This is a genomic window from Streptomyces sp. NPDC042364, from assembly GCF_056437585.1.
Map to the genome: position 1 here is coordinate 215,660 of NZ_JBWKAJ010000010.1, position 26,151 is coordinate 241,810.

Sequence of the window (26,151 nt, forward strand, 5' to 3'; positions counted from 1 at the left end):
GCAAGAAGGTGGAGCCCACCGCAGTGGCTGCTGCGGCAGGCTCCTGGATGGTTCACGGAGTGTCCGCCCCTAGTTCTTGTGGGGGCGGCCGCTCACCATCCGAAAAGCCGCAAGATCCACCTCCTCCGGCACTGCACCATCCGAAGACGGAGTCGGTCCCAGCGGGTGGGCTTGCGGTGACGTCCCACGGGCGCCCCCTTCCACGACACCGCCCATTAGCCCGGTGGACGGTCCGTCGGAATCGGGCCGGGCCCCGAGGGCGGGGTCCGGACCGTGTCCTTGGAAGGGGGCCCCGGAAGAACTGGGGCGCCGATCACGAACGCTATCGGCCGGCTTCGCCCATTCGGCCCACATTCGCCCCGAACGCAACCGCGCGCCCCCACCGCAACCCACGCCCCCACCAGCCCCTCTGCGCACAACGCAAAGGGGCCCGGTCGCCCCGTGGGCAACCGGACCCCTTTCCTTGCTCGGATCGAGCGCGGTGTCAGCTCACCGCCTGTGCTGCGAGTCCGCGACCGTCACCTCGACGCGCTGGAACTCCTTCAGCTCGCTGTACCCGGTGGTGGCCATCGCCCTCCGCAGCGCGCCGAAGAGGTTCATGGAACCGTCGGGCGTGTGCGACGGTCCCGTCAGGACCTCCTCGAGCGTGCCGACCGTGCCGAGGTCGACCTTCTTGCCGCGCGGCAGCTCCTCGTTCACCGCCTCCATGCCCCAGTGGTGACCCCTGCCGGGGGCGTCCGTGGCGCGGGCCAGCGGGGAGCCCATCATGACCGCGTCGGCGCCGCAGGCGATCGCCTTGGGGAGGTCGCCGGACCAGCCGACACCACCGTCGGCGATGACGTGCACGTACCGGCCGCCGGACTCGTCCATGTAGTCGCGGCGGGCCGCGGCCACGTCGGCCACCGCCGTCGCCATCGGGACCTGGATGCCCAGTACGTTCCGCGTGGTGTGGGCGGCGCCGCCGCCGAAGCCGACGAGGACACCGGCCGCGCCCGTGCGCATCAGGTGTAGGGCGGCCGTGTAGGTGGCGCAACCGCCGACGATCACCGGGACGTCCAGCTCGTAGATGAACTGCTTCAGGTTCAGCGGCTCGTGCGAGCCGGAGACGTGCTCCGCCGACACGGTCGTACCGCGGATGACGAAGATGTCGACGCCCGCGTCCACGACGGCCTTGGAGAACTGGGCCGTGCGCTGCGGGGAGAGCGCCGCCGCGGTGACCACACCGGAGTCGCGCACCTCCTTGAGGCGCTGCCCGATCAGCTCCTCCTTGATGGGAGCCGAGTAGATCTCCTGGAGGCGGCGGGTCGCGGCCTCGTCGGGCAGGCCGGTGATCTCGTCGAGCAGCGGCTGCGGGTCCTCGTACCGCGTCCACAGGCCCTCGAGGTTCAGTACGCCGAGGCCGCCCATCTCGCCGATGCGGATCGCGGTGGCCGGGGAGACGACCGAGTCCATGGGGGCGGCCAGGAAGGGCAGCTCGAAGCGGTAGGCGTCGATCTGCCAGGCGATCGAGACCTCCTTCGGGTCGCGCGTACGACGGCTGGGGACGACGGCGATGTCGTCGAAGGCGTACGCCCGGCGGCCGCGCTTGCCGCGCCCGATCTCGATCTCAGTCACGTGTGTGGCCTTTCCTCTTCGCTTCTGCGCCTTCCAGTATCACCGACGGGCCCCGGAGCGGCCGCCCCGGACGGCCGTCGAGGGCGGTCCCGGAACCCCGGGCCGCCCTCGGACGTGCCTCACGCGCGCGTGGAGACCGCCTGTGTCACCGGAAGTGTCACTTGCGGCTGTAGTTCGGCGCCTCGACGGTCATCTGGATGTCGTGCGGGTGGCTCTCCTTCAGACCGGCGGAGGTGATCCGTACGAAGCGGCCGTTCGCCTGGAGCTCCGGGACCGTCCTGCCGCCGACGTAGAACATCGACTGGCGCAGACCGCCGACCAGCTGGTGGACGACCGAGGAGAGCGGGCCGCGGTAGGGCACCTGGCCCTCGATGCCCTCGGGGACGAGCTGCTCGTCGGAGGCGACGCCCTCCTGGAAGTAGCGGTCCTTGGAGAACGACTTGCGGTCGCCGCGGGACTGCATGGCGCCGAGCGACCCCATCCCGCGGTACGACTTGAACTGCTTGCCGTTGATGAACATCAGCTCGCCCGGCGACTCCTCGCAGCCCGCGAGCAGCGAGCCGAGCATCACCGTGTCGGCGCCCGCGACCAGGGCCTTGGCGATGTCCCCGGAGTACTGCAGGCCGCCGTCGCCGATGACCGGGATGCCGGCCTCCTTGGCGGCGAGGGCCGCCTCGTAGATCGCGGTGACCTGCGGGACGCCGATACCGGCGACGACGCGGGTCGTGCAGATGGAGCCGGGGCCGACACCGACCTTGATGCCGTCCACGCCGGAGTCGATGAGGGCCTGGGCGCCGTCCCTGGTGGCGATGTTGCCGCCGATGACGTCGACCCCGGCCGAGTTCGACTTGATCTTGGCGACCATGTCGCCGACCAGGCGGGAGTGGCCGTGCGCGGTGTCGACGACGATGAAGTCGACGCCCGCCTCGATGAGGGCCTGGGCGCGCTCGAAGGCGTCACCGGCGACACCGACCGCGGCGCCGACGAGGAGGCGGCCCTCGCCGTCCTTCGCGGCGTTCGGGTACTTCTCGGCCTTCACGAAGTCCTTGACCGTGATGAGGCCCTTGAGGATGCCCGAGTCGTCGACCAGCGGCAGCTTCTCGATCTTGTGCTTGCGCAGCAGCTCCATGGCTTCCACGCCGGAGATGCCGACCTTGCCGGTGACCAGCGGCATCGGCGTCATGACCTCGCGGACCTGGCGCGAGCGGTCCGTCTCGAAGGCCATGTCGCGGTTGGTGACGATGCCGAGCAGCTTCTTGTTGCCGTCGGTCACCGGGACACCGCTGATACGGAACTTGGCGCACAGCGCGTCGGCCTCGGCGAGCGTGGCGTCCGGGTGCACGGTGATCGGGTCGGCGACCATGCCGGACTCGGAGCGCTTGACCAGGTCGACCTGGTTGGCCTGGTCCTCGATGGACAGGTTGCGGTGCAGGACACCCACGCCGCCCTGGCGGGCCATGGCGATGGCCATGCGGGACTCGGTGACCTTGTCCATCGCGGCCGAGAGCAGCGGGATGTTCACCCGCACGTTCTTGGAGACGTACGAGGCGGTGTCGATCTCGTCGGGAGCCATGTCCGACGGGCCCGGCAGCAGCAGCACGTCGTCGTAGGTCAGCCCGAGCGTCGCGAATTTGTCGGGCACTCCGTCGACGTTGGCAGTCATGACACCTTCCCCAAATGGCCTTGATCGGTGCGGATGTCCATGCTAACGGGAAGCGCGGAGCACACATTCCACGGTACGAAGTCATCCCGGGCTTCGTATGTTCGTACGGAAGAGGCACCCCGCCTGTTCACACGGGGTGCCTTCGGGTGCCCTCCGAGCGGCGGTCGAACGCCGGTCCTACTGCTCGGCCAGTGCCCTGAGCCTGCTCAGCGCCCGGTGCTGTGCCACCCGGACCGCGCCGGGCGACATGCCGAGCATCTGCCCCGTCTCCTCGGCCGTGAGCCCCACGGCGATCCGCAGCAGCAACAGCTCCCGCTGGTTCTCGGGCAGGTTGGCCAGGAGTTTCTTGGCCCATTCGGCGTCGCTGCTGAGCAGCGCGCGCTCCTCGGGGCCGAGGGAGTCGTCGGGGCGCTCGGGCATCTCGTCCGATGGGACGGCCGTCGAACCGGGGTGGCGCATGGCGGCGCGCTGGAGGTCGGCGACCTTGTGGCCGGCGATGGCGAAGACAAAGGCTTCGAACGGCCGCCCGGTGTCCTTGTAGCGCGGCAGCGCGAGGAGGACGGCGACGCAGACCTCCTGCGCCAGGTCCTCCACGAAGTGCCGTGCGTCGCCCGGCAGCCGGGACAGACGGGTGCGGCAGTAGCGCAGGGCCAGGGGGTGGACATGGGCGAGCAGATCATGGGTGGCCTGCTCGTCCCCGTCGACCGCGCGATGCACGAGCGCACCGATCACCGTCGTCTCGTCGTCGCGCATCGGTCCATGGTGCCTTGCGGCCGTCCGGTCCGTGGCGCCACGTCCATGGTTGTGCACCGAAGCGTTATGAGTAGGCGCGCCGGAACTCATCTCCTGCGCCCTCCCCTCCCGCTCGTTCGACTGCTCCCCGAGGAACTCCACACCTCAAGGATGCGGCATCCGCGGCGAAACGAGCAGCGGGCATCCGGTGGACCGCTCGGCCACCCCCGCCCACCTCGTGGTGAGCGGGGATTCTCCTGCCCCCGTCACGGCTCAACTCAGCGGACCAGACCCCAGCGGAAGCCGAGCGCCACGGCGTGCGCGCGGTCCGAGGCGCCGAGCTTCTTGAACAGCCGTCGCGCGTGGGTCTTCACGGTGTCCTCGGAGAGGAACAGCTCGCGCCCGATCTCCGCGTTCGAACGGCCGTGGCTCATGCCCTCCAGCACCTGGATCTCCCGTGCGGTGAGCGTCGGCGCGGCACCCATCTCGGCGGACCGCAGCCGGCGCGGGGCGAGCCGCCAGGTGGGGTCGGCGAGGGCCTGCGTCACCGTGGCGCGCAGCTCCGCGCGGGAGGCGTCCTTGTGCAGATAGCCGCGGGCACCGGCGGCGACGGCGAGCGCCACACCGTCCAGGTCCTCGGCGACGGTGAGCATGATGATGCGCGCACCGGGGTCGGCGGACAGCAGCCGCCGGACGGTCTCGACGCCGCCCAGACCGGGCATGCGTACGTCCATCAGAATCAGGTCCGAGCGGTCGGCCCCCCAGCGGCGGAGGACTTCCTCGCCGTTGGCCGCCGTGGTCACGCGCTCGACGCCGGGCACGGTCGCCACCGCGCGGCGCAGCGCCTCTCGGGCAAGCGGGGAGTCGTCGCAGACGAGGACGGATGTCATGGCCGTCCTCCGCAGCTGATGCGCGTCACCTTGAGCCTCCAGGCTGGTACGAAATCGTCACCTGTGCGGTCGACACTCACGAGCGGACACGAACGCCTGCCCGAGCGCTTGTTCCTTCAACCGCCTCCGACCTCTCAACGACGGTCACTCGAAAGAGTTACGGGATGGCTGACCTCCTTCGGCACTCTACGTGAGGGCACGGACACGGTGCAGACATGCTCGACAGACCCTCAACGTTTCGCCACAACCTATGCCCCATTCAGCCGTTTTTGTTCCTATTTGCTGGCGTCTAGGGCTAGATTCGCAATGAGTCATATTTTCATCTCCTTAGATAGTCCATGTACGGTCATGGGCACCATCTCCTCTCAGAACGGCAACAAGGGGACACGTAATGGCAGATTTCTCCCGCCTTCCCGGACCGAACGCTGATCTGTGGGACTGGCAGCTCCTCGCGGCCTGCCGAGGGGTGGACAGCTCGCTGTTCTTCCACCCCGAGGGAGAACGCGGTGCGGCGCGGAGCGCTCGTGAGAACTCGGCCAAGGAAGTCTGCATGCGCTGCCCCGTACGCGCCCAGTGCGCGGCCCACGCCCTCGCGGTCCGTGAGCCGTACGGCGTGTGGGGCGGGCTGACCGAGGACGAGCGCGAGGAGCTCATGGGGCGCGCCCGGCACCGGCTGGTGTCGGCGTCCGCGCCGGCAGGCAACACCGGTTCGAACAACTGAAGGAACGTTTCACCAAGCGCCCTGCGCGGACGCCTCGACAGCGCGTACGACCGCTCCACGGCCCGACGTCCGCGGAGGCCCCGGCTCACTGAAGGGGCGCGGGGCATGCGCAACAAGCCACGAAGCACTCGCACCTCCACCCGCCGCCCGAACCCGCCGCCCGATCACCTCACCGGCACACGCGCAGGGCCCCGATTCGGCCCCGCCCCGGCCGACGCGCGGCCTCGGGCGCGCCAGGCGGCCCCGGCCCGTCGGCGGCACCTCCTCCGGCAGACGGCCCGGCTCGGCCCCTCCTCCAGCAGACGGCCCGGCTCGGCCCCTCCTCCGGCAGACGGCCCGGCTCTACCGCGCGGCGGCCTTCGCCAGCTGGTCCAGCGTCGCGGCGACCGTGGGCACCTGGGCCAGGTCCGGCAGGGTGAGCGCCACGATCTCGCGGTGCACCACCGGCTCCACGGTGATCATCCGCACGCCCTTGGGCCGTACGGACTCGATGGCCAGCTCCGGCAGGACCGCGACCCCGAGACCCGCGCCCACCAGGCCGACCACCGCCGGGTAGTCGTCGGTGGCGAAGTCGATACGGGGCGTGAAGCCCGCGCTCTCGCAGACCCGCACCAGCTGACCCCGGCAGCGGGGACAGCCGGCGATCCAGGGCTCCCCGGCGAGTTCCCCGATACCGATGGACCGCGTACGGGCCAGCCGGTGCCCCTCGGGGACGAGTCCGACGAGGCGGTCGGTGAGCAGCGGGCGTACGACCAGGTCCGCCCACTCCTCGGCGTCCGCCGCGCCCTCGTAGCGGAAGGCGAGCGCGAGGTCGCAGTCGCCCTCGCGGAGCAGTTCGACGGAACGGGGCGGTTCGGCCTCCTCCAGGGAGACCCGGGTGCCGGGGTGGGCGGCGCGGAGGGCGGCGAGGGCGGTGGGGACGAGAGTGGAACTGCCGCTGGGGAAGGAGACCAGCCGGACCCGTCCGGCGCGCAGACCGGCGATGGCGGCGACCTCCTCCTCCGCCGCCGTGAGACCGGCGAGGATGCCGGCCGCGTGCCGGACGAGTGCCTCGCCCGCCTGGGTCAGCCGCATCGCACGACCGCTGCGGACGAGCAGGGGCGTGCCGACGGACGATTCGAGCGCCTTCATCTGCTGGCTCACGGCCGGCTGGGTGCAGCCGAGTTCGCGGCCTGCCGCCGAGAAGGAGCCGGTGGCGGCGACGGCGCGCAGGACGCGGAGATGACGGGCCTCGATCACGGGTCGAGCATAAGGGCGGCTTGGGAGGACCCGCGAATATTGCGTCGACGCTTTGACCGATGCTCGCCTAGCGTGCCCGTATGAAGCTTTTGTCACTCAACCTGGGGCGTCCCGCGGCGGTCGATGTCCCCGAGGAGTCGAAGAGCGTGACGGGGATCGACAAGCGGCCGGCGACCGGGCCGGTGCGGGTGGCCGCGCCCGGGCCGAAGGGGGCGGGCGGCAGCGGGCTGGCCGGGGACGCGGTGTGCAACAGGCAGCACCACGGGGGAAACGACCAGGCGGTCTACGCGTTCGCCCGCGAGGACCTCGACGCGTGGGAGCGCGAGCTCGGCCGGACCCTGCCCAACGGGTCGTTCGGGGAGAACCTGACGACCGAGGGCCTCGACATCTCCGGCGCGCTCATCGGGGAGCGCTGGCGGATCGGCGCGGAGGTCGTCCTGGAGATCACCTCCGGCCGCGTCCCCTGCCTCAACTTCCAGCGGCACCTCGGTGAGCGCGGCTGGGTCAAGCGCTTCGCGGGGAAGGGTGAGCCGGGGGTGTATCTGCGGGTGGTGCGGCCGGGCGAGATCCGGGCGGGCGACCCGATCGAGATCGTCCACCGCCCGGACCACGACGTCACCGTCGCCCTCGCCTTCCGCGCCACGATGAACGAGCACGAGCTGCTGCCCCGGCTGCTGGCCGCGGGCGAGGCGCTCCATCCGGAGATCCTGGAGTGGGCCCGGAAGTACGCGGCCCAGCAGGGCGGGAGCACCGCCTCCGCACCACGTCCCCCGGGACACGGCACCTGACACGTCGTGACCGGTGGGGCCGGTCGGCGCGCGGCGCCCGGGTCGCGGGGCGGGCGGACTTCGCGGACACGGTCCGGGGCTGAATCCAGGGGGAGGCGGGTTTCTGCCGGAGCGCCCGGCGTCCGCGGAGCGGGGGCGGTCGGCGCCGGGTGAGCGGGCCGGGGTGGTGGTACGGGTGCGGGCCGGGGTCCCGCCACCGGCGCGGACGGCCGGGGCGGGGGCCGGCGGCGACCGGGGCGGTTCCGGCGCAGTGGGCAAGCGGAGCAGCGCAGTCCGGGTCACTACCCTTGCGCCATGACAACGGCTTTGATTACGGGATCGACCGCGGGCATCGGAGCGGCCTTCGCGCGGCGGCTGGCGGCGGACGGGCACAACCTCGTGCTGGTGGCGCGTGACACGAAACGGCTGCGGGAGCAGGCCACGGAGTTGCACGACCGTCATGGCATCGAGGCGGAGGTCCTCACGGCGGACCTGGCGACGGACGACGGCATCGAGGCGGTGGCGAAGCGGTTGTCCGACCGCAAGAACCCGGTCGATCTGCTGGTCAACAACGCCGGCTTCGGCAACAAGGGCAGCTATCTCGATGTCGCGATGGCCGACGAGCTGAAGATGCTCAAGGTGCACTGCGAGGCGGTCCTCCGGCTGACCTCCGCGGCGGCCGAGGCCATGCGGGAGCGCGGCCGGGGCGGCGTCGTCAACGTGGCGTCGGTCGCGGCCTTCGTACCGCGGGGCACCTACGGCGCGTCCAAGGCGTGGGTGGTGCAGTTCACCCAGGGCGCGGCGCGGGACCTGGCCGGCAGCGGCGTCCGTCTGATGGCGCTGTGCCCGGGCTTCGTCCGCACCGAGTTCCACGAGCGGGCGGGCATGGGCACGGACAGCATTCCGGGCTGGATGTGGCTCGACGCCGACAAGCTGGTCTCGGCGGCCCTGGCCGACCTGTCCCGCGGCAGGACGGTCTCGATCCCCGACCCTCGCTACAAGACCCTGATGGGCGTGGTGAAGGTACTGCCGCGGGGACTGCTGGGCGGGGTCAGCTCGAAGACGGGGCGGAAGTACGGACCGCGGTAACGGGGCCGGGCTCACGCCCTGCGGCGTCCTCGCGGAACGGGGCGTCCGGGGCGGCTCCCGTGCAGCGGGTGAGAGGCAGGCGGTGCGGGAGGAGAATGGAGGCGTCCGACCGGAGCCAGGGGGGCCGGAGGTGGTCTTGTGACGTTTGTGCAGCTCATCGACTGCAGGACGAGCCGGTTCGAGGAGATGGACCGGCTGATGGACAGGTGGGTCGAGCAGACCAGGGGAAAGCGGACGGCGACGCACAGCATGATCGGGAAGGACCGGTCCGACGAGGGGCACTTCGTCGAGATCGTGGAGTTCCCGTCGTACGAGGAGGCCATGCGGAACTCCCAGCTGCCGGAGACGGACCGGATCTTCAACGAGATGGTGGCGCTCTGCGACGAGATGCCGACCTTCACGGATCTGGACGTGGTGCGGGACGAGCAGCTGAACGCGGACACCGCGCGGAGGTTCTTCGGGACGCTGGGCACGCGGGGGGAGCTGCCGGCGATGAACGATCTGCTGGTGGAGGACTATCACGACCACGACCCGGCCAACCCGCAGGACGTGATCGGCATGGACGCGGCCCGGCGTGAGTTCGAGATGTGGCGGGCGGGCTTCGACTTCTCGTTCACCATCGAGGACCAGATGGCCCAGGGTGACCGGGTGTGCACGCGGTGGACGTGGAACGCCACGCACAAGGGCGAGTTCCTCGGTATCGCGCCCACCGGGAGGAAGGTCTCCATGACCGGGACGACCATCCATCGCTGCTCGCCGGACGGGAAGCTCGCCGAGGGGTGGTGGCAGTACGACCGGCTCGCGCTGATGGCGCAGCTGGGGGCTCTGGAGGGACTGGAGCGGTAGACCGGGCGGCTGCCGGGAGCGTCGGGGGAGACCGATAGGGCACATGTGCACCGTGCACGGGAGAAGCCCCCGTTCCGGCGGGCGGAACGGGGGCTTCTCTCAGGCGTCCGCCTCGGTGGGCGGTGTCCGCCCCGAGGGGCGGCGCTGCCTCAGTGGGAGTGGCCGTGACCGTGGCCGTGGCCCGCGTCGGCCGGCTCCTCTTCCTTCTTCTCGACGACCAGGGTCTCGGTCGTCAGGAGGAGGGAGGCGATGGAGGCGGCGTTCTCCAGGGCGGAGCGGGTGACCTTGACCGGGTCGATGACGCCGGCCTTGACCAGGTCGCCGTACTCGCCGGTGGCGGCGTTGTAACCGCTGCCCTTCTCCAGCTCGGCGACCTTGGAGACGATGACGTAGCCCTCCAGGCCGGCGTTCTCGGCGATCCAGCGCAGCGGCTCGACGGCGGCCTTGCGGACGACGGAGACACCGGTGGCCTCGTCGCCCTCCTTGCCGAGGTTGCCCTCGAGGACCTTCACGGCGTGGACGAGCGCGGAGCCACCACCGGAGACGATGCCCTCCTCGACCGCGGCGCGGGTCGCGGAGATGGCGTCCTCCAGACGGTGCTTCTTCTCCTTCAGCTCCACCTCGGTGGCGGCGCCGACCTTGATCACGCACACGCCGCCGGCCAGCTTCGCGAGGCGCTCCTGGAGCTTCTCGCGGTCCCAGTCGGAGTCGGTGTTCTCGATCTCGGACTTGATCTGGGCGACGCGGCCCTGGACGTCCTCGGAGTTGCCGGCGCCGTCGACGATCGTGGTGTCGTCCTTGGTGACGGTGACGCGGCGGGCGGTGCCGAGCACGTCGATGCCGACCTGGTCGAGCTTGAGGCCGACCTCCTCGGAGATGACGGTGGCGCCGGTGAGGACGGCCATGTCCTGCAGCATCGCCTTGCGGCGGTCGCCGAAGCCGGGGGCCTTGACGGCCACGGCGTTGAACGTGCCGCGGATCTTGTTGACGACGAGGGTGGAGAGGGCCTCGCCCTCGACGTCCTCGGCGATGATCAGCAGCGGCTTCGAGGCGTTGGTCTGGATGATCTTCTCCAGCAGCGGCAGCAGGTCGGCGATGGCGCCGATCTTGCCCTGGTGGATGAGGATGTACGGCTCGTCGAGGACGGCCTCCATGCGCTCCTGGTCCGTGACGAAGTACGGCGACAGGTAGCCCTTGTCGAAGGCCATGCCCTCGGTGAAGTCCAGCTCCAGACCGAAGGTGTTGGACTCCTCGACGGTGATGACACCGTCCTTGCCGACCTTGTCCATCGCCTCGGCGATCAGCTCGCCGACCTGCTGGTCCTGGGCGGACAGCGCGGCGACGGCGGCGATGTCGGACTTCTCGTCGATCGGGCGGGCCGACGCGAGCAGGTCCTCGGAGACCGCGGCGACGGCGGCGTCGATGCCCTTCTTCAGGGCGGCCGGGGAGGCACCCGCGGCGACGTTCTTCAGGCCCTCGCGCACCAGCGCCTGGGCGAGCACGGTGGCGGTGGTGGTGCCGTCACCAGCGATGTCGTTGGTCTTGGTCGCCACCTCCTTCACGAGCTGCGCGCCGAGGTTCTCGTACGGGTCCTCGATCTCGACCTCGCGGGCGATGGTCACACCGTCGTTGGTGATGGTGGGGGCGCCGAACTTCTTGTCGATGACGACGTTGCGGCCCTTGGGGCCGATCGTCACCTTGACCGTGTCGGCAAGCTTGTTGACGCCGCGCTCGAGGGCGCGACGGGCGTCCTCGTCGAACTTCAGGATCTTCGCCATGGCAGCGGGAGCCCTCTCGGAAATCTCGGGTGAATGCAGGCTGCGCCCCGGGCGCCCGGCTTTTTAGTGGTCGCGGGGGCCAGGGGCGCAGCTCAAAGCAATGTGTTCGCGAAGTGACGCGCCGCTGTGGGCGGCGGGGCTGCCTCGCGAGAGGTGAACTACTTCTCGATGATCGCGAGCACGTCGCGAGCCGAGAGGACGAGGTACTCCTCGCCGTTGTACTTCACCTCGGTGCCGCCGTACTTGCTGTACAGCACGATGTCGCCGGTCTTGACGTCGAGCGGCAGGCGCTCGCCGTTCTCGAAGCGGCCCGGGCCGACGGCCAGGACGACGCCCTCCTGGGGCTTCTCCTTGGCGGTGTCCGGGATGACCAGGCCAGAGGCGGTGGTCTGCTCGGCGTCGAGCGGCTGGACCACGATGCGGTCCTCGAGCGGCTTGATGGCAACCTTGGAGCTGGTGGTCGTCACGATCCGACCTCCCCCTTCGGAGATCTCACGGGGTTAACTGTCTGAGGTGGCGACCAGGTGGATCCGTCGTCGCGGGTGCCGGACCTGCCCGTCGCGTAGTTGGCACTCTCCAGGGGGGAGTGCCAGACCTGAGACTATGACCGCGGTTAGCACTCGGTCAAGCGGACTGCTAATTGCGACCGCGTGGCGTGGTGCGGGACCCCGGGTTGCCGCGAGGTTCCGCCCCTGGCAGGTAATCCTCCAAACGACCCACCGTCAGGCCTTGTTCCTGGATACGGCGCAGGAGCCCCGTGGTCATCCCGGTGAGGGTGGTGCCGTTGCGCGGGTCCGGGCCCGTGAAGTGGGCGTGGACGATGTCGCCGGGGCGGAGGCGCTCGCCGGCGGCGTGGCGGAGACCGGTGTGCTGCGCGGACACGCGCCACAGGACGACGGCCGCGATGCCGCAGTCGGCGGCGGCGCGGAGTGTGGTGGTGTCGTAGACGCCGTACGGCGGGCGGAACAGGGTGGGGCGGATTCCGAAGCGCTGCTTCAGCTTGTCCTGCTGACCGCAGATCTCGGCCCGCTGCCCGGCGTACGGCAGGCCGCGCAGGGCGATGTGGTCGAGGGTGTGGTTCTGCACGGTGGCGCCGACCGCGCGGAGCCGGGCGAAGTGGCCGTAGCCCGGGCCGACGACGCTGTCCGTGAGGAACATGCTGACCGGCAACCGCAGCTCCCGCACCATCCGCACGAACCGCGGGTCTTTCTCCGCCCCGTCGTCGTACGTCAGGAACACCACCTTGTCGCGGGTCGCGACACGGTCGACGACGGGAGGAAGGCCGGGGCGTACGGCTCGGGGCGCGGGTGGCCGGTCGGGGTTCTCGGGGGCACGGGCGAGCGGGGCGGCGAGCCCCCAGCGACGGTACGCGGGTGGCCGGGCGTGGCGACGGGGCCCTTGGGTGGTCCGGCCGGGCGGCCGGGCGGCGGGGGCGCCGGGGCCGGAGGCTTCGCCCGGACCAGCGCCCGGCACCCTGGAACCGCCCCGGCTCCCATCGGAACCCGGCCCCCCCGAGCGGACGCCGGCCTGCTCGTCGCCGGACGGCCGGGGGGCCGAGGGCGCCGTCGCCCTCGCCGCCGGCGCGTCCGACGGCGGGGTGGGCCGCGGGGCCGGGTGGGCGGCGCAGGAGGTGAGGAGGAGGGCGGTGGCGGCGGCCAGGGCGAGGGGGAAGGGACGGCTCAAGGAGCGGGTCGGGGGGCGAGTCGAGGGGCGGAGGCCACGGGCGGTCACGGGCGGTCCTGTGGGCGGGCCGGTGCGTAGCCGCGGTCCGTCACCCGGTGGCCGCACGCCTCGGCCGCGCACGGTGTGCAGAAACTCGCCCGCTTCACCCTCGTTTCGTCATCTCGTCGCACGAGTCGCATGGCGCCGCATCCTCGCAGGGCGCGCACGGCCGCTTCGGCTGACACCGCCCACCACCCGGCACGCCGTCCACCGAGTGGCCCACAATGGCCCGGTGAACGACCTCTCCCCCGACTCCGCCCTCGCCCCCCTGCTGACTCCCGAGGGCCGCGCCCTCCTCGACGAGGTGCGCGGTGTGGAACCGGCCCGGGAGCTGGCCGTGGCGACCCGGCTGCGGCGCAGGCACCCGGCGGAACTCGTCTCGGCGGCCATCGCCCAGGCGCGGCTGCGGCAGCGGGCCGTGGCCAAGTTCGGGGCCGAGGACGCGGCGCGGATGTTCTTCACGCCGAACGGGGTCGAGCAGTCGACGCGGACGAGTGTGGCCACGTACCGCGCGGAGTGCTTCCGGGCGCTCGGCGTGCGGTCGGTCGCCGATCTGTGCTGCGGGATCGGCGGGGACGCGATCGCGTTCGCGCGGGCCGGCATCCGCGTGCTGGCCGTCGACCGCGACCCGCTGACCGCGGCGGCGGCCCGTGCCAACGCGGACGCGCTCGGCCTGGCCGATCTGATCGAGGTGCGCGAGGCGGATGTGACGGAGGTGGACACGGCCCGCCACGACGCCGTGTTCGTCGACCCGGCCCGGCGTTCCTCCAGGCGTGGCCGGATCTTCGATCCGGAGGCCTACTCCCCTCCGTTGTCGTGGGCCGTCTCGGCCGCGCTGAAGGCGCCGCTCGGCGCGCTCAAGATCGCACCCGGTGTCCCGCACGAGGCGATTCCGCCGGAGGCCGAGGCCGAGTGGATCTCGGACGGCGGGGACGTGAAGGAGGCCGTGCTGTGGTTCCGCGCGGGCGGGACGCCGGGGGCGCGGCGGGCGATGCTGCTCCCCTCGGGGGCCGGAATCCAGGCCTTCCCCGACACGATGCTGCCCGACCCGCCGGTCCGGCCGGTCGGGCGGTACCTGTACGAGCCGGACGGCGCCGTCATCCGCGCCCATCTCGTCGCCGAGGTCGCCGCGGACCTGACCGGTGGGCTGATCGACCCCACGATCGCGTACATCACCGCCGACGAGCACCACGTCACCCCGTACGCCACGGCGTACGAGATCACCGACGAGCTGCCGTTCAACGTCAAGAGGCTCAAGGCCCTGCTGCGCGACCGCGGGATCGGCATCCTGACCGTGAAGAAGCGGGGGTCGGCCGTCGAGCCGGAGGAACTGCGCCGCAAGGCCCTGCCGAAGCCTCAGGGCACCGGATCGGCGACGGTCTTCCTCACCCGGGTGGCGGGCGCGCCGACGATGCTGATCGGCCGCCCGGCCTGAGGACACCGGTCCTCGTCCACGCGGCCCCGCCGGTGGGGTGGCAGGTCCGGACGATCACTTCCCGGTGGCGCCCCGACCACGGCTCAGGTGCCCCGGGGCGCGCCGGCGCGGTCCCGCCCGGTGTTCACAGGGCGCCGCCGGTGCCGTCCCCCGCCGTCTCGCCGGCCCTCTCCGCGCGGGCCAGCAGCAGCCCTCGCTCCCGTTCGTTGCGGGCCAGGGCGGCCGCACGTTCGAACTCCGTGCGGGCCTCGTCCGTGCGGTCCAGGCGGGCGAGGAGGTCGCCTCGTACGCTCGGCAGCAAGTGGTAGTCGCGCAGCGCGGGTTCGGCGGCCAGTCGGTCGACGATGTCCAGGGCGGCGGCGGGGCCGTCGGCCATCGAGACGGCGACCGCGCGGTTCAGCTCGACGACCGGTGACGGGGAACGGGCGGCCAGCAGGGCGTACAGGGTCGCGATGCGCGGCCAGTCGGTCTCCTCGTAGGTGTACGCCTGGGCGTGGCACGCGGCGATGGCGGCCTGGAGGGCGTAGGGGCCGGGGCTGCCGTGGGCCGCGGCGGTGGCCCGGCCCAGCGCGGTGAAGCCGCGGGCGATGAGGAGGCGGTTCCAGCGGCGGCGGTCCTGGTCCTTGAGTAGCACCGGCTCACCGGACGGGCCGGTGCGGGCGGCGGCCCGTGACTCCTGGAGCTCCAGCAGCGCCACCAGCCCGTGCACCTCGGGTTCCTTGGGCATCAGCTCCGCGAGGACCCGGGCGAGCCGCAGCGCGTCCTCGCACAGCGCGGGGCGCAGCAGGTCGTCGCCGGCGGTGGCGGCGTACCCCTCGTTGAAGATGAGGTAGATGACCTCCAGGACCGAGCCCAGCCGGGCGGCGCGGTCGGGGCCGTACGGCACCTCGAAGGGGACGCCCTTGGCGGCGAGGGTCCGCTTGGCGCGGACGATGCGCTGGGCGACGGTGGCCTCCGGTGCGAGGAAGGCGCGGGCGGTCTCCGCGGTGGTGAGGCCGCCCAGGAGACGGAGGGTGAGGGCGATGCGGGCCTCGGCGGAGAGCACGGGATGGCAGGCCGTGAAGACCAGGCGCAGGAGGTCGTCGTCGATGTCGTCGGGGTCGGACGGCGTGTCCAGGTACTGCCCGGCCGGTCCCGCCGCCTCCAGGTCCCGGCCGACCTCCGCGAGCTTGCGGGCGTAGCGTTCCCGGCGGCGCACCAGGTCGATCGCCCGGTGCCTGGCGGCGGTCATGAGCCAGGCGCCCGGGTTGTCCGGCACGCCGTCGCGCGGCCACTGCTCCAGCGCGGCGACCAGCGCGTCCTGCGCCAGCTCCTCCGCGATGCCGACGTCCCGCACGATCCGGGCGACCCCGGCGATCACCCGGGGCGACTCGATGCGGAAGACGGTCTCGATGGCCTTCCGGTGGTCCGACGGGTCGCGATCCGCGGCTGAGCCGGCCGTGCGGGGACCGGCGCCGCCGTCGCCGCCGGAACCGGCGTCGCCGGTGGTGGGCTGTGGTGTCACAACCCACCATCAGACACCCGCGAGGCGCCCCGGCCAAGCGGGTTCAGCCCTCCGCGATCTCCCGGACCTCGCAGGTCACGGTCCAGTGCTCCTCGTGCACCTTCAGGAACCGTGTGGTCCACTCGACCGCCTCGTCCATGTCCTTGCACTGCATGAGGGCGTATCCGCCGACGACCTCCTTGGTCTCGGTGAACGGCCCGTCGGTGACCGACAGTTCACCGCCCTCCCAGCGGACCCGCTTCCCCTGGGCGCTGGGCAGCAGGCCGGCGGTGTCGAGCATGACCCCGGCCTTGGTGATCTCCTCCAGCAGGTCGCCCATCCGCTGCATCAGCTCGGGGCTCGGGCCCTCGGCGGGCGCGGTGGACTCGTCGATCCGGACCATCGACAGATAGCGCGGCATGGTCGCTCCTTCGGTGGGGGCGGCGGGGTCTCTCCCCGCCTCTCACCCCTACGTCGAACGAGGAGACACCGGATCGACACGCCTGCCGGGCTTCTTCGAGGAAATTCTTCGAGGAATTCCTTCGGCGCTCTTCTCCGCAGGTCACCTCACCGCAGCGACTCCCACAGCTCCTTCGCCTCCGGCTCGTTCGCCACCACGCGGTTGCGGTCGTGGAGGGCGGGGACGACCGGCATCATCACCGTCTCCGTCGCGTCGGACGACAGCCCCTTCAGGCTCCGGCCCAGTTCCACCAGTTCGCTCAGGGAGTCGAGGCCGGTGTCGGTGGTGAGGCTGCCGGTGATCGCGTCGGCGGCCCGGTAGAGCTCGGCCGGGTCGGTCAGGAGGCTGGTGGCGGAGATCTGGTCCAGCAGGGCCTTCACGAGCGTCTGCTGCAGGCCTATGCGGCCGAGGTCGCTGCCGTCGCCTATGCCGTGGCGGGTGCGGGCGAGTGCCAGGGCCTGCTCGCCGTCGAGGTGGTGGGTGCCCGCCTCCAGGGTCAGATGGCTGTCCTCGTCGTCGATGTCCTCGTCGGTGGTGACGGTGACGCCGCCGAGGGCGTCGACCAGCGCGGCGAAGCCGGCGAAGTCGATCTCGATGTAGTGGTCCATGCGGACGTCCGTCAGGGCTTCGACGGTCTTCACGGCGCAGACGGGGCCGCCCACCGCGTACGCGCTGTTGAACATCGCGTTGTACGCCGGCGCCGTCGAACCGCCCGACTCCAGCGGGCAGGAGGGACGGGTGACCAGGGTGTCGCGGGGGATGCTGACGACCGTCGCCGCGGTGCGGCCCTCGTCGACGTGGACCACCATCGCGGTGTCGGAGCGGGCGCCGGAGGTCTCGCCGCCGCCACCCAGCTCGGCGTTCTCCCTGCCGCTTCGGGAATCGGAGCCGAGGACCAGGATGTTCAGGGCGCCGCTGGGCAGCGGTTCGGCGGCGGACGCCGAGGGCGCCGTCACCGGCCGGGCCTTCGGCGGGCGGTCGTCACCGAGCGCGCTGTTGATGTCGACGCTCCTGATGTTGTCGTTGAGCCGCCAGAACGCCCAGCCCGCCCCGGCGGCACCGAGTACCAGGACACCGGCGAGCGTGCACCCGGTGATCTTCAGCCATCGCGGCCGTCCGCCGAGTGAGGGCCCGTCGGCCGATCCGCCGAGCGGCGGCCCGTCGGCCCCGCTGCCCGCGCCCCCGTTGCCGTCCCCGCACTCGTCTTCTTCACCCTTCACACACAAGAACGTACGTCCGAATTATTACGGGCAGGAACTCCTGTCGCCGTTCCTTCGGAAATTCTCATACTTCTCGAAGCGCCGCTCAGCCCAGCGTCACCGTCGGAGGCGGATTGCCGCCGCTCCAGGACGCGTTGAAGCCGAAGGTCACCGAACCGCCGCTCGGCACACTCCCGTTCCACGACGCGTTCGAGCAACTGACGTTCGCTCCGGTCTGGTTGCAGGTCGCGTTCCACGCCTGACCGATGCGCTGGCCCGCGCCGAACGTCCAGTTCGCGCGCCAGGAGGAGAGCGAGGACCCGGCGGCGCAGCTGATCGTCACACTGCCCGTGAAGCCGGTGTTCCACTGGCTCGTGACGCTGTACGCCGCCGAGCAGCCGGTCGGGGTCGGGGTGACGGTGCCGCCGAGCGCGGTCACGATGCCGTAGTAGGCCGGCTTGGGCTGGTAGTTCGCGTCGTACGGGGTCGCCGCGCCCTCACCCGGGAAGACGTCCGGGATCCACGAGTCGGAGTCGGTGAAGCCCCACACGGTCACGCCGGTGCAGCGGGGCACGGCGACGCACGCCTTGAACACGGCCTCGTACTCGGTGCGCTGCTGCGCCAGCTTGGCGTCGGTGGCGGGCGTCTGCATCCGGATGTCGAGCTCCGTGACGGCGACGTCCAGGCCCAGGTCGGCGAAGCGCTGGATGTTCTGCTGGAAGGTCGACGGGACCTGGCCGAGGATCAGATGGGCCTGGAGGCCGACCCCGTCGATCGGGACACCGCGCGCCTTGAGGTCCCTGACCAGGTTGTAGAGGGCCGTGGACTTCGCGTTGACGCCCTCGACGTTGTAGTCGTTGATGTAGAGCTTCGCGGCCGGGTCGGCGGCGCGGGCGGCGGTCAGGGCCTGGGCGATGTAGTCGGTGCCGAGGCCGTTGTACCAGAGGGTCTGGCGGAAGGTGCCGTCCTCGTTGAACGGCTCGTTCACCACGTCCCAGGCGGCCAGACGGCCCTTGTAGCGGCCCACTTCGAGCGCGATGTGGTCGGTCATCAGCCGGCGGAGCTGGGCGGGCGTCCAGGTGCCGTTGGCCAGCCAGTCGGGGTTCTGGCTGTGCCAGACGAGGGTGTGGCCGCGTACGTCCTGGTCGTGGGCCTCGGCGAAGTCGACGATCTGGTCCGCCTCGGTCCAGTTGAAGTTGCCCCGGGTGGGCTCGACCGAGCCCCACTTCATGGCGTTGCCGGGGGTGAGCCAGTTGAACTCCCGGCCGGCGAGGTCGCCGTAGGTGCCGGTGAGCTTGGAGCCGGTCACCGCGGTGCCGATCGCCTTGCCCTTGGCGGCGGCGAGGTCGCGCAGCGGTGTGTCGGCGGCATGGGCGGCGGGGGCGGCGACGAGCAGGGCGGTGACCGCTGACACGCCGGTGAACAGCGCGGCGAGGCGGGCCCCTAAAGAAGGGCGCCGGTTTCCGGGGGAGGTTCGGGAGGTTCTCATTGCGGGTGCCTCCGAAAGTTTCGGTTGTGCATCCGATTGACTGCGGAGCAGTGTGGGGGCGCCCGGAACCCACGTCAATACACACGGAACACCCGCCCGTACGGCACCACGGATCACCGGACGCCGGACGGCACCCCTGGAGCACCCGGCGAGACGGCACCCTCGCGAGACGGCACCAACTCCGTCCGGTCACGCCTCCGGCGGCGCCCCCGTGCTGCTGCGCACCACCAGGCTGGTCGCCAGCTCCACCCGGGTCGCCGACGAGGCGCCCTCCTGCCGCCCCAGGTCCAGCACCAGCCGGGCCGCCGCCTCCGCCATCTCCATCAGCGGCTGCCGTACGGTCGTCAGCGGCGGCCCCACCCAGCGGGCGACCGGCAGATCGTCGAACCCGACGACGCTCAGGTCCTCCGGGATGCGCAGCCCCAGCTCACGGGCGGCCTCGTACAGGCCGAGCGCCTGGAGGTCGTTCCCGGCGAAGACGGCGGTGGGCCGGTCGGGGCGGCGCAGCAGCTCCAGGCCCAGCCGGTACCCCGTCTCGTGGTGGAAGTCCCCGGCCCTGATCAGACCCGGGTCGACGGGCAGCTCCGCGGTCTCCAGGGCGGCCCGGTAGCCGTCCACGCGGGCGCGGCTGCACATCATCCGGGAGGGCCCGGTGATCGCGCCGATACGGCGGTGGCCGAGTTCGACGAGGTGGCGGGTGGCGGCCAGTCCGCCCTGCCAGTTGGTGGCGCCGATCGAGGGCACGTCGGCGCCGGGGTCGCCCGCCGGGTCCATCACCACGAACGGGATGGAGCGGCTGGTCAGCAGGGCGCGCTGGGACTCGTCGAGCCCGGACAGCACGAGCACCACGCCGTGCGGGCGGCGGGCGGCGACCTGGTCGGCCCAGGTGCGGCCGGGGGTGAGCCGGCCGGCGCTCTCGGAGAGCACGACACTCAGGCCCTCCTCGCGGGCGACGTTCTCGACGCCCCGGATGACCTCCATGGCCCAGGCGCTCTCCAGCTCGTGGAAGACGAGGTCGATCAGCGGGGACCGGGTCGCCTCGGCGCGCCGGCGCCGGTAGCCGTACTCGCGCAGGAGCTCCTCGACCCGGGTGCGGGTGGCGGGGGCGACATCCGCACGGCCGTTGAGCACCTTCGAAACAGTCGGAGCGGAGACGCCGGCCTGCCGGGCGATCTCGGCGAGCGTCGCGGTCTGCGTGGACTGCGACACGCGCGCTCTTGTCTGGGTTTCCTCTGGCTTCGCGGAGTTCATGAGCCGGATCGTATCCCTGCGCGACCTCTTGACGAACCCTTTCGACGGCCATACGTTCCCGGAACATTCGAAGAGACACGCGAAACATTCGCACCGCCGCGTGACCGCAGGACCCTGCGGACGCGCGTCCCGCACAGCCGTACCACCCGCACAACCGCACGGCCGATACATCCGAGACGTTCGTGAGAGGTGCTGTCAATGGAGTCGAACAGAGGGCGGAACTTCAGCAGGCGCTGGTTCCTCGGCGCCGGTACCGCCTCCCTGGCCACCGCGGGACTCGGCGCGGGCCTCACGGCCTGCGGCTCCGGCAGCTCCGGGGCCGGCGACGGCAAGACGGTCACCGCGTTCGTCTACGGCGACGACGCGGTGAAGGTCCAGCAGGCCGCCGTCGACCGCTACAACAAGTCGGCCGCCGCCAAGAAGGCCGGCGGCACGATCAAGCTCCAGAAGGTCCCCGGCTCCGACTACTCCCCCAAACTCCGCACGGCCATGGGCTCCCCGAGCGCCCCCGACGTGTTCTTCAACTGGGGCGGCGGCTCCATCCGGACGTACGAGGAGGCCGGCAAGCTCGTCGACCTCACCGACATCATCGCGGACGACCCGGTCCTCAAGAGCGGCTTCCTGCCGTCCGTGCTGTCCGCCGGCGACCTCAAGGGCCGCCACTACGGCATCCCGATGCGCGGCATGCAGCCGGTGATCCTCTTCTACAACAAGTCCGTCTTCGCCGAGCACAAGCTCCAGCCGCCCACCACCTGGGACCAGCTCCTCGACATCAACGCCAAGCTGAAGAAGGCGAGGATCACCCCGTTCGCGCTCGGCGGCTCCGACCTCTGGCCCAACCTGATGTGGCTGGAGTACCTCGTGGACCGCCTCGGCGGCCCCGAGGTCTTCAAGCGCATCCAGGACGGCGACTCCGAGGGCTGGGGCGACCCGGCGGTCCTCAAGGCCGCCGAACTGGTCAAGCAGCTCGTCGACGACGGCGCCTTCGGCTCCAAGTTCACCTCGGTGTCGTACGTCAACGGCGGCGCCCCGGCGGTCTTCGCCAAGGGCAAGGCGGCCATGCACCTGATGGGCTCCTGGGAGTACTCCACGCAGCTCGGCAAGTTCCCGGACTTCGCCAAGAGCAACCTGGGCTGGGCCGCGTTCCCGACCGTGGAGGGCGGCACGGGCGACGTCCGCAACGTCGTCGGCAACCCCACCAACTACTGGTCGATCAACGCCCGTACGAAGAACAAGGACCTGGCGATCGGCTTCCTGAGGGAGTGCGCGTCGGAGGCGTACGCCAAGGACCTGGTCGCCAACGGTGACGTCCCGACCACCTCGAACGCGAAGAAGCTCCTGGCGTCCGCGCCGAACCCCGAGTACGCCGCGTTCCAGTACGACCTGGTGGAGAAGGCGCCCGCCTTCACCCTCTCCTGGGACCAGGCGCTCGGCGACGCGCTCGGCACCAAGATGCACACGGAGATAGGCAAGCTGTTCGCGGGGAAGTCGTCGCCGAGCGAGTTCGTGACCGCCTGCAAGGGGCTGAAGTGACCTCGACGGTCCAGAAGACCTCCACGGTCGAGCAGGGGTCCCGGAAGGCGTCGCGGGTGGGCCGCCCGCACGCCGTCTGGGCCCTGCCCGCCGTGCTCTTCTTCACCTTCTTCGCCGTCGTGCCGATGGGCCTCGCGCTCTATCTGTCGTTCACCAGCTGGGACGGCCTGGGCGACCCCCGGCCGGTGGGCCTCGACAACTGGAAGAAGCTGCTCGACGACCCCCGTCTCACCCAGTCGCTGACGCTGACGGTGGTGCTGACCGTGGCCAGCTGGGTGTTCCAGACGGTCGTGGCCCTGCTGCTCGGCGTGTGGGCGGCGGGCCGCCAGCGCAACCGGGCGGTGCTGTCCGCGATCTTCTTCGTGCCGTTCCTGCTGTCGTCCACGGCCATCGCGATCCTGTTCTACGCACTGCTCGACCCGAACTTCGGCATCATCCAGGCGGACACCCTGGGCTCGCAGAGCGGCGCGTTCCTCGCGATCGTCTTCGTCGGCGGCTGGCAGTTCATGCCGTTCCACACGCTGATCTACCAGGGCGGGGCCCGGCAGATCCCCGAGGTCCTCTACCAGGCCGCCGCGATCGACGGCGCCGGCCGCTACCGCCAGTTCTTCTCGATCACGCTGCCGCAGCTGCGGCACACGATCACCACGTCCACGGTCCTGATCGTCGTCGGCTCGCTGACGTACTTCGAGACGGTCCTGATCCTCACCAAGGGCGGCCCGGGCACGGACACCGCGGTCCTGCCGTACCTGATGTACGAGGCGGGCTTCAAGCAGTACGACTTCGGCTACGCGAGCGCCATCGCGACGACCCTGGTCATCGCCGCTACGGGCCTCTCGCTCGTCCTGGTGCGACTGACCGGGTTCGGCTCCATGCGCAGCACCCGCGAAGGGATGTGACGGCATGTCACACGACACGTTGGCGCGCCCCTCGAAGACCCGGCGGCCGGACGGCGGCGAACCGCCGACGGCCTCCCGCCGACGGCGCCACTGGACGCGGCGGGCCAACCCCGTCGCGGGCCTCGGCGCGTTCGTCTGGCTGGTCATCGTCCTGATCCCGATCTACGCGATGCTGTCGGCCTCCCTCACGAGCGCGGACAAGGCCCTGACGGGCAATCCGCTCAAGCCGCCCACGGACCCGACGCTCGACAACTACAACACCGTCCTGAGCAGCGGCTTCGGCCATCTGCTGACCAACACGGCGATCGTCGCCGTGGCGGTCGTCGGCATCGTCCTCGCCCTGTCCGTCCCGCTCGCGTACGTGGCCGTCCGCACCAGGAACCGCTGGTCGAACGCCGCGTTCCGGCTGTTCCTCCTCGGCGTGGCGATCCCCGCCCAGGCGGTCGTCGTCCCGCTGTACCTGCTGATCGCGAAGCTCGACCTGTACGACACCCTCCTCGCGGTCATCCTGCCGACGGCGGCCTTCGCGATGCCGGTGTCCGTGCTGGTGCTCGTCGGCAGCCTGCGGGACGTCTCGGAGGACCTGTACGAGGCGATGGCCCTGGACGGCGCCTCACCCGCACGGATGCTCTTCCAGCTGACGATCCCGCTGGCCAAGGGCGGCATCAGCACCGTGGTGATCTACTCGGCGCTCCAGGCGTGGAACGGCTTCCTGTTCCCGCTGATCTTCACCCAGTCCGACGGGCCGCGGGTCCTCACCCTCGGCCTCTTCAACTTCGTCAGCCAGTTCGGCGTCAACATCCCCGCCGTGCTCGCCTCGGTCGTCCTCTCCGGCATCCCGATCTTCGCCGTCTACCTGGTGGCGCGACGGGCCCTGATCGGCGGGCTGATGGGCGTGGGCGGCAAGTGAGCACGCCCACCGGCCCCGAGCCCCTTCCGTATCCGTGAGCGCTCCCGCTCCCGCGAACCCTTTCCGCACCCCTGAAACTCACCACCACCGACAGGAGTTTCATGACCACCCCTTGGCGTGACCGCGCCCTGCCCGCCGCCGAGCGGGTCGAGGACCTGCTGTCCCGGATGACCCTCGAAGAGAAGACCGCGCAGTTGTACGGCGTGTGGGTGAAGAACGACGCGAACGGCGAGGACATCGCCCCCGACGAGGCGGGCATGACGGAGGCGTTCGACTTCGACGAGCTGATCACCCGGGGTCTCGGACAGCTCACCCGTGTCTTCGGCACGGCACCCCTCGACCCCGAGGAGGGCGCGCGGGTCCTGGCCCGCTTCCAGCGCCGCATCATGGCCGCGAACCGCTTCGGCATCCCGGCCGTCGCCCACGAGGAGTGCCTGGCCGGCTTCACGAGCTGGCGCGCGACGGCGTACCCGGTCCCCCTCGCCTGGGGCGCGACCTTCAACCCGTCCCTGGTCGAGGAGATGGCCCGGAGCATCGGCCGGGACATGGCGTCGGTCGGCGTCCACCAGGGCCTGTCCCCCGTCCTCGACGTCGTCCGCGACCCGCGCTGGGGGCGGGTCGAGGAGACCGTGGGCGAGGACCCGTACCTGGTGGGCACGATCTGCTCGGCGTACGTCCGGGGCCTGGAGTCCACCGGGATCGTGGCCACGCTGAAGCACTTCGCCGGGTACGCCGCGTCCGTGGGCGCCCGCAACCACGCGCCCGTACGCGCGGGCGTGCGCGAGTTCGCGGACGTGGTCCTGCCGCCGTTCGAGATGGCGCTGCGCGAGGGCGGCGCCCGCTCGGTGATGGCGGCGTACACGGAGACCGACGGCATCCCCGTGTCGGCCGACCGGGCCCTGCTCACGGAACTCCTCCGCGGCGACTGGGGCTTCACCGGCACGGTCGTCTCCGACTACTTCGGCATCGGCTTCCTGGAGACCAACCACCGGGTGGCGAGCAGCCGCGCGGAGGCCGCGCACGCCGCGCTGGCCGCCGGGATCGACGTGGAACTGCCGAGCCTGCGCTGCTACGGCGAGCCCCTCATCGAGGCCGTGAAGGCGGGCGAGATCCCCGAGTCCCTGGTGGACGTGGCCGCCCGCCGGGTCCTGCTCCAGAAGTGCGAGCTGGGCCTCCTGGACGAGGACTGGAGCCCCGAGCCCGCCACCGTCTCGGTCGACCTGGACCCGCCCCGCAACCGCGACCTGGCCCGCCGCCTGGCCGAGGAGTCGGTGGTGCTGCTGGACAACCCCGACGCCGTACTGCCGCTCGCCCCGGACCTGAGCATCGCCGTCGTGGGTCCGCGTGCCGACGACCCCCTGGCCATGCTGGGCTGCTACTCCTTCCCCTCCCACGTCCTGCCCTTCCACCCCGGCACCGCCCTCGGCATCGAGCTCCCGACCGTCCTGGAGTCCCTGCGCACGGAACTCCCCGACGCGAAGATCACGTACGCCGCGGGCAGCGCGGTCGACGGCGACGACACGGAAGGGTTCCCGGAGGCGGTAGCCCGCGCGTCCGAGGCCGACATCTGCGTGGCGGTCCTCGGCGACCGCGCGGGGCTGTTCGGCCGGGGCACCTCCGGTGAGGGCTGCGACGCGGAGGACCTCCGGCTGCCCGGCGTCCAGGCGAAGCTGCTGGACGCGCTGGTCGCCACGGGCACGCCGGTGGTCCTGGTCCTCCTCACCGGCCGCCCCTACGCGCTGGGCCGCTGGCACGGCCGGCTCGCGGCCTCCGTCCAGGCCTTTTTCCCGGGGGAGGAGGGCGGCCCGTCGGTGGCGGGAGTGCTGTCGGGCCGCATCTCCCCCTCCGGCCGCCTCCCGGTCAGCGTCCCGAACCGCCCCGGCGGCCAGCCGTGGACCTACCTCCAGCCGCCGATGGGCCTGTTCGGCGGGGCGAGCAACATCGACCCGACCCCGCTGTACCCCTTCGGGCACGGCCTCTCGTACACGACGTTCGAGTGGACGGACTTCGAGGGCGGCGGTGACGGCGACCGGGTCCCGGAGATCGGCACGGACGGCGAGCACGACATCGCGGTGACCGTCCGCAACACCGGGGACCGCCCCGGCGCGGAGGTCGTGCAGCTCTACCTCCACGACCCGGTGGCCACGGTGACCCGCCCCGACATCCGCCTGATCGCCTACCAGCGCGTCGAGTTGGCCCCCGGCGAGGCCCGCCGTGTGCGGTTCCGCTTCCACGCCGACGTGTCGTGCTTCGCCGACCGCACGGGGCGCCGTGTGGTGGAACCGGGCGCGCTGGAACTCCGTATGGCCGCGTCCAGCACGGACGTACGCCACGGGGTGCGGGTCGAACTGACGGGCCCCGTACGCGAGGTGGGCCCGGACCGCCGCCTGCACTGCGAGACGGAGGTCCGAGCGGTGGACTGACGCGCGCG

At 71.4% G+C, this 26,151-nt stretch carries 22 protein-coding genes; 9 read left to right on the top strand and 13 right to left on the bottom strand.

Annotated elements, in window-relative coordinates; genetic code table 11:
- Nucleotides 1-489: 489 nt before the first annotated feature.
- The 4 genes from AC067N_RS21805 to AC067N_RS21820 all read right to left on the bottom strand — a co-directional run bounded on the left by AC067N_RS21805 (nucleotide 490) and on the right by AC067N_RS21820 (nucleotide 4,899).
- Nucleotides 490-1,614, bottom strand: coding sequence for a GuaB3 family IMP dehydrogenase-related protein (locus AC067N_RS21805; protein WP_478680537.1), 1,125 nt, complete (start codon nucleotides 1,612-1,614; stop codon nucleotides 490-492).
- A gap of 157 nt (nucleotides 1,615-1,771) precedes the next feature.
- Entirely contained in the window at nucleotides 1,772-3,277 is a 1,506-nt protein-coding gene (gene guaB / locus AC067N_RS21810) for an IMP dehydrogenase (RefSeq protein ID WP_478680538.1), read from the bottom strand.
- A 177-nt stretch (nucleotides 3,278-3,454) separates the two neighbouring features.
- Entirely contained in the window at nucleotides 3,455-4,030 is a 576-nt protein-coding gene (locus AC067N_RS21815) for a sigma-70 family RNA polymerase sigma factor (RefSeq protein WP_005481141.1), read from the bottom strand.
- Between the two features lie 257 nt (nucleotides 4,031-4,287).
- Entirely contained in the window at nucleotides 4,288-4,899 is a 612-nt protein-coding gene (locus tag AC067N_RS21820; protein ID WP_003948568.1) for a response regulator transcription factor, read from the bottom strand.
- 391 nt (nucleotides 4,900-5,290) lie between these two features.
- Here AC067N_RS21820 and AC067N_RS21825 point away from each other — a divergent pair, with 391 nt between their 5' ends.
- The gene (locus AC067N_RS21825) at nucleotides 5,291-5,620 is read left to right on the top strand and encodes a WhiB family transcriptional regulator (RefSeq protein ID WP_478680539.1); all 330 of its coding nucleotides are present in this window, start codon (nucleotides 5,291-5,293) and stop codon (nucleotides 5,618-5,620) included.
- Between the two features lie 342 nt (nucleotides 5,621-5,962).
- On the opposite strand, the gene AC067N_RS21830 is transcribed toward AC067N_RS21825, so the two are convergent.
- On the bottom strand, nucleotides 5,963-6,859 hold the full coding sequence (locus AC067N_RS21830) for a LysR family transcriptional regulator (RefSeq protein WP_478680540.1): 897 nt from the start codon (nucleotides 6,857-6,859) through the stop codon (nucleotides 5,963-5,965).
- A gap of 80 nt (nucleotides 6,860-6,939) precedes the next feature.
- On the opposite strand from AC067N_RS21830, the gene AC067N_RS21835 reads away from it, so the two are divergent.
- From AC067N_RS21835 to AC067N_RS21845, 3 genes are all read left to right on the top strand, one after another.
- Nucleotides 6,940-7,647 carry an MOSC domain-containing protein gene (locus AC067N_RS21835; protein WP_478680541.1) on the top strand — a complete coding sequence of 236 codons (708 nt, stop codon included), beginning with the start codon at nucleotides 6,940-6,942 and terminating at the stop codon, nucleotides 7,645-7,647.
- Nucleotides 7,648-7,941: 294 nt separating this feature from the next.
- Nucleotides 7,942-8,715 carry an SDR family NAD(P)-dependent oxidoreductase gene (locus tag AC067N_RS21840; protein WP_478680542.1) on the top strand — a complete coding sequence of 258 codons (774 nt, stop codon included), beginning with the start codon at nucleotides 7,942-7,944 and terminating at the stop codon, nucleotides 8,713-8,715.
- A 138-nt stretch (nucleotides 8,716-8,853) separates the two neighbouring features.
- Complete coding sequence (locus tag AC067N_RS21845; protein WP_478680543.1) at nucleotides 8,854-9,561, top strand: ester cyclase; 708 nt, start codon at nucleotides 8,854-8,856, stop codon at nucleotides 9,559-9,561.
- 149 nt (nucleotides 9,562-9,710) lie between these two features.
- Here AC067N_RS21845 and groL read toward each other — a convergent pair whose 3' ends face one another.
- From groL to AC067N_RS21860, 3 genes are all read right to left on the bottom strand, one after another.
- Nucleotides 9,711-11,339, bottom strand: a complete 1,629-nt coding sequence (gene groL / locus AC067N_RS21850; protein ID WP_478680544.1) for a chaperonin GroEL — start codon at nucleotides 11,337-11,339, stop codon at nucleotides 9,711-9,713.
- A gap of 158 nt (nucleotides 11,340-11,497) precedes the next feature.
- Nucleotides 11,498-11,806, bottom strand: coding sequence for a co-chaperone GroES (gene groES, locus AC067N_RS21855; protein WP_003998759.1), 309 nt, complete (start codon nucleotides 11,804-11,806; stop codon nucleotides 11,498-11,500).
- A 169-nt stretch (nucleotides 11,807-11,975) separates the two neighbouring features.
- Nucleotides 11,976-13,022 carry a polysaccharide deacetylase family protein gene (locus AC067N_RS21860; protein ID WP_478680545.1) on the bottom strand — a complete coding sequence of 349 codons (1,047 nt, stop codon included), beginning with the start codon at nucleotides 13,020-13,022 and terminating at the stop codon, nucleotides 11,976-11,978.
- 271 nt (nucleotides 13,023-13,293) lie between these two features.
- On the opposite strand from AC067N_RS21860, the gene AC067N_RS21865 reads away from it, so the two are divergent.
- Nucleotides 13,294-14,496, top strand: a complete 1,203-nt coding sequence (locus AC067N_RS21865; protein ID WP_478680546.1) for a THUMP-like domain-containing protein — start codon at nucleotides 13,294-13,296, stop codon at nucleotides 14,494-14,496.
- Between the two features lie 124 nt (nucleotides 14,497-14,620).
- Here AC067N_RS21865 and AC067N_RS21870 read toward each other — a convergent pair whose 3' ends face one another.
- The 5 genes from AC067N_RS21870 to AC067N_RS21890 form a co-directional block, all read right to left on the bottom strand.
- Entirely contained in the window at nucleotides 14,621-16,000 is a 1,380-nt protein-coding gene (locus tag AC067N_RS21870; protein ID WP_478680547.1) for an RNA polymerase sigma factor, read from the bottom strand.
- A 43-nt stretch (nucleotides 16,001-16,043) separates the two neighbouring features.
- Nucleotides 16,044-16,400: a YciI family protein gene (locus AC067N_RS21875; RefSeq protein WP_478680548.1), complete on the bottom strand. Its 357-nt coding sequence runs from the start codon at nucleotides 16,398-16,400 to the stop codon at nucleotides 16,044-16,046.
- A gap of 146 nt (nucleotides 16,401-16,546) precedes the next feature.
- Nucleotides 16,547-17,659 carry an LCP family protein gene (locus AC067N_RS21880; protein ID WP_478680549.1) on the bottom strand — a complete coding sequence of 371 codons (1,113 nt, stop codon included), beginning with the start codon at nucleotides 17,657-17,659 and terminating at the stop codon, nucleotides 16,547-16,549.
- An 85-nt stretch (nucleotides 17,660-17,744) separates the two neighbouring features.
- On the bottom strand, nucleotides 17,745-19,127 hold the full coding sequence (locus tag AC067N_RS21885; protein ID WP_478680550.1) for a glycoside hydrolase family 10 protein: 1,383 nt from the start codon (nucleotides 19,125-19,127) through the stop codon (nucleotides 17,745-17,747).
- 189 nt (nucleotides 19,128-19,316) lie between these two features.
- A complete protein-coding gene (locus AC067N_RS21890; protein ID WP_478680551.1) occupies nucleotides 19,317-20,378 on the bottom strand; it encodes a LacI family DNA-binding transcriptional regulator in 1,062 nt (353 codons plus the stop codon).
- A gap of 198 nt (nucleotides 20,379-20,576) precedes the next feature.
- Between AC067N_RS21890 and AC067N_RS21895 the strand changes: the two genes are divergently transcribed.
- The 4 genes from AC067N_RS21895 to AC067N_RS21910 all read left to right on the top strand — a co-directional run bounded on the left by AC067N_RS21895 (nucleotide 20,577) and on the right by AC067N_RS21910 (nucleotide 26,143).
- Nucleotides 20,577-21,911 (top strand): ABC transporter substrate-binding protein, encoded by a 1,335-nt coding sequence (locus tag AC067N_RS21895; RefSeq protein WP_478680552.1) that lies wholly within the window; start codon nucleotides 20,577-20,579, stop codon nucleotides 21,909-21,911.
- Nucleotides 21,908-22,810: a carbohydrate ABC transporter permease gene (locus AC067N_RS21900; RefSeq protein ID WP_478680553.1), complete on the top strand. Its 903-nt coding sequence runs from the start codon at nucleotides 21,908-21,910 to the stop codon at nucleotides 22,808-22,810. Before AC067N_RS21895 ends, AC067N_RS21900 begins: the two co-directional genes overlap by 4 nt.
- 4 nt (nucleotides 22,811-22,814) lie before the next feature.
- Nucleotides 22,815-23,720, top strand: a complete 906-nt coding sequence (locus tag AC067N_RS21905) for a carbohydrate ABC transporter permease (RefSeq protein ID WP_478680554.1) — start codon at nucleotides 22,815-22,817, stop codon at nucleotides 23,718-23,720.
- Nucleotides 23,721-23,821: 101 nt separating this feature from the next.
- Nucleotides 23,822-26,143 carry a beta-xylosidase/alpha-l-arabinosidase gene (locus AC067N_RS21910; protein WP_478680555.1) on the top strand — a complete coding sequence of 774 codons (2,322 nt, stop codon included), beginning with the start codon at nucleotides 23,822-23,824 and terminating at the stop codon, nucleotides 26,141-26,143.
- Nucleotides 26,144-26,151 lie beyond the last annotated feature (8 nt).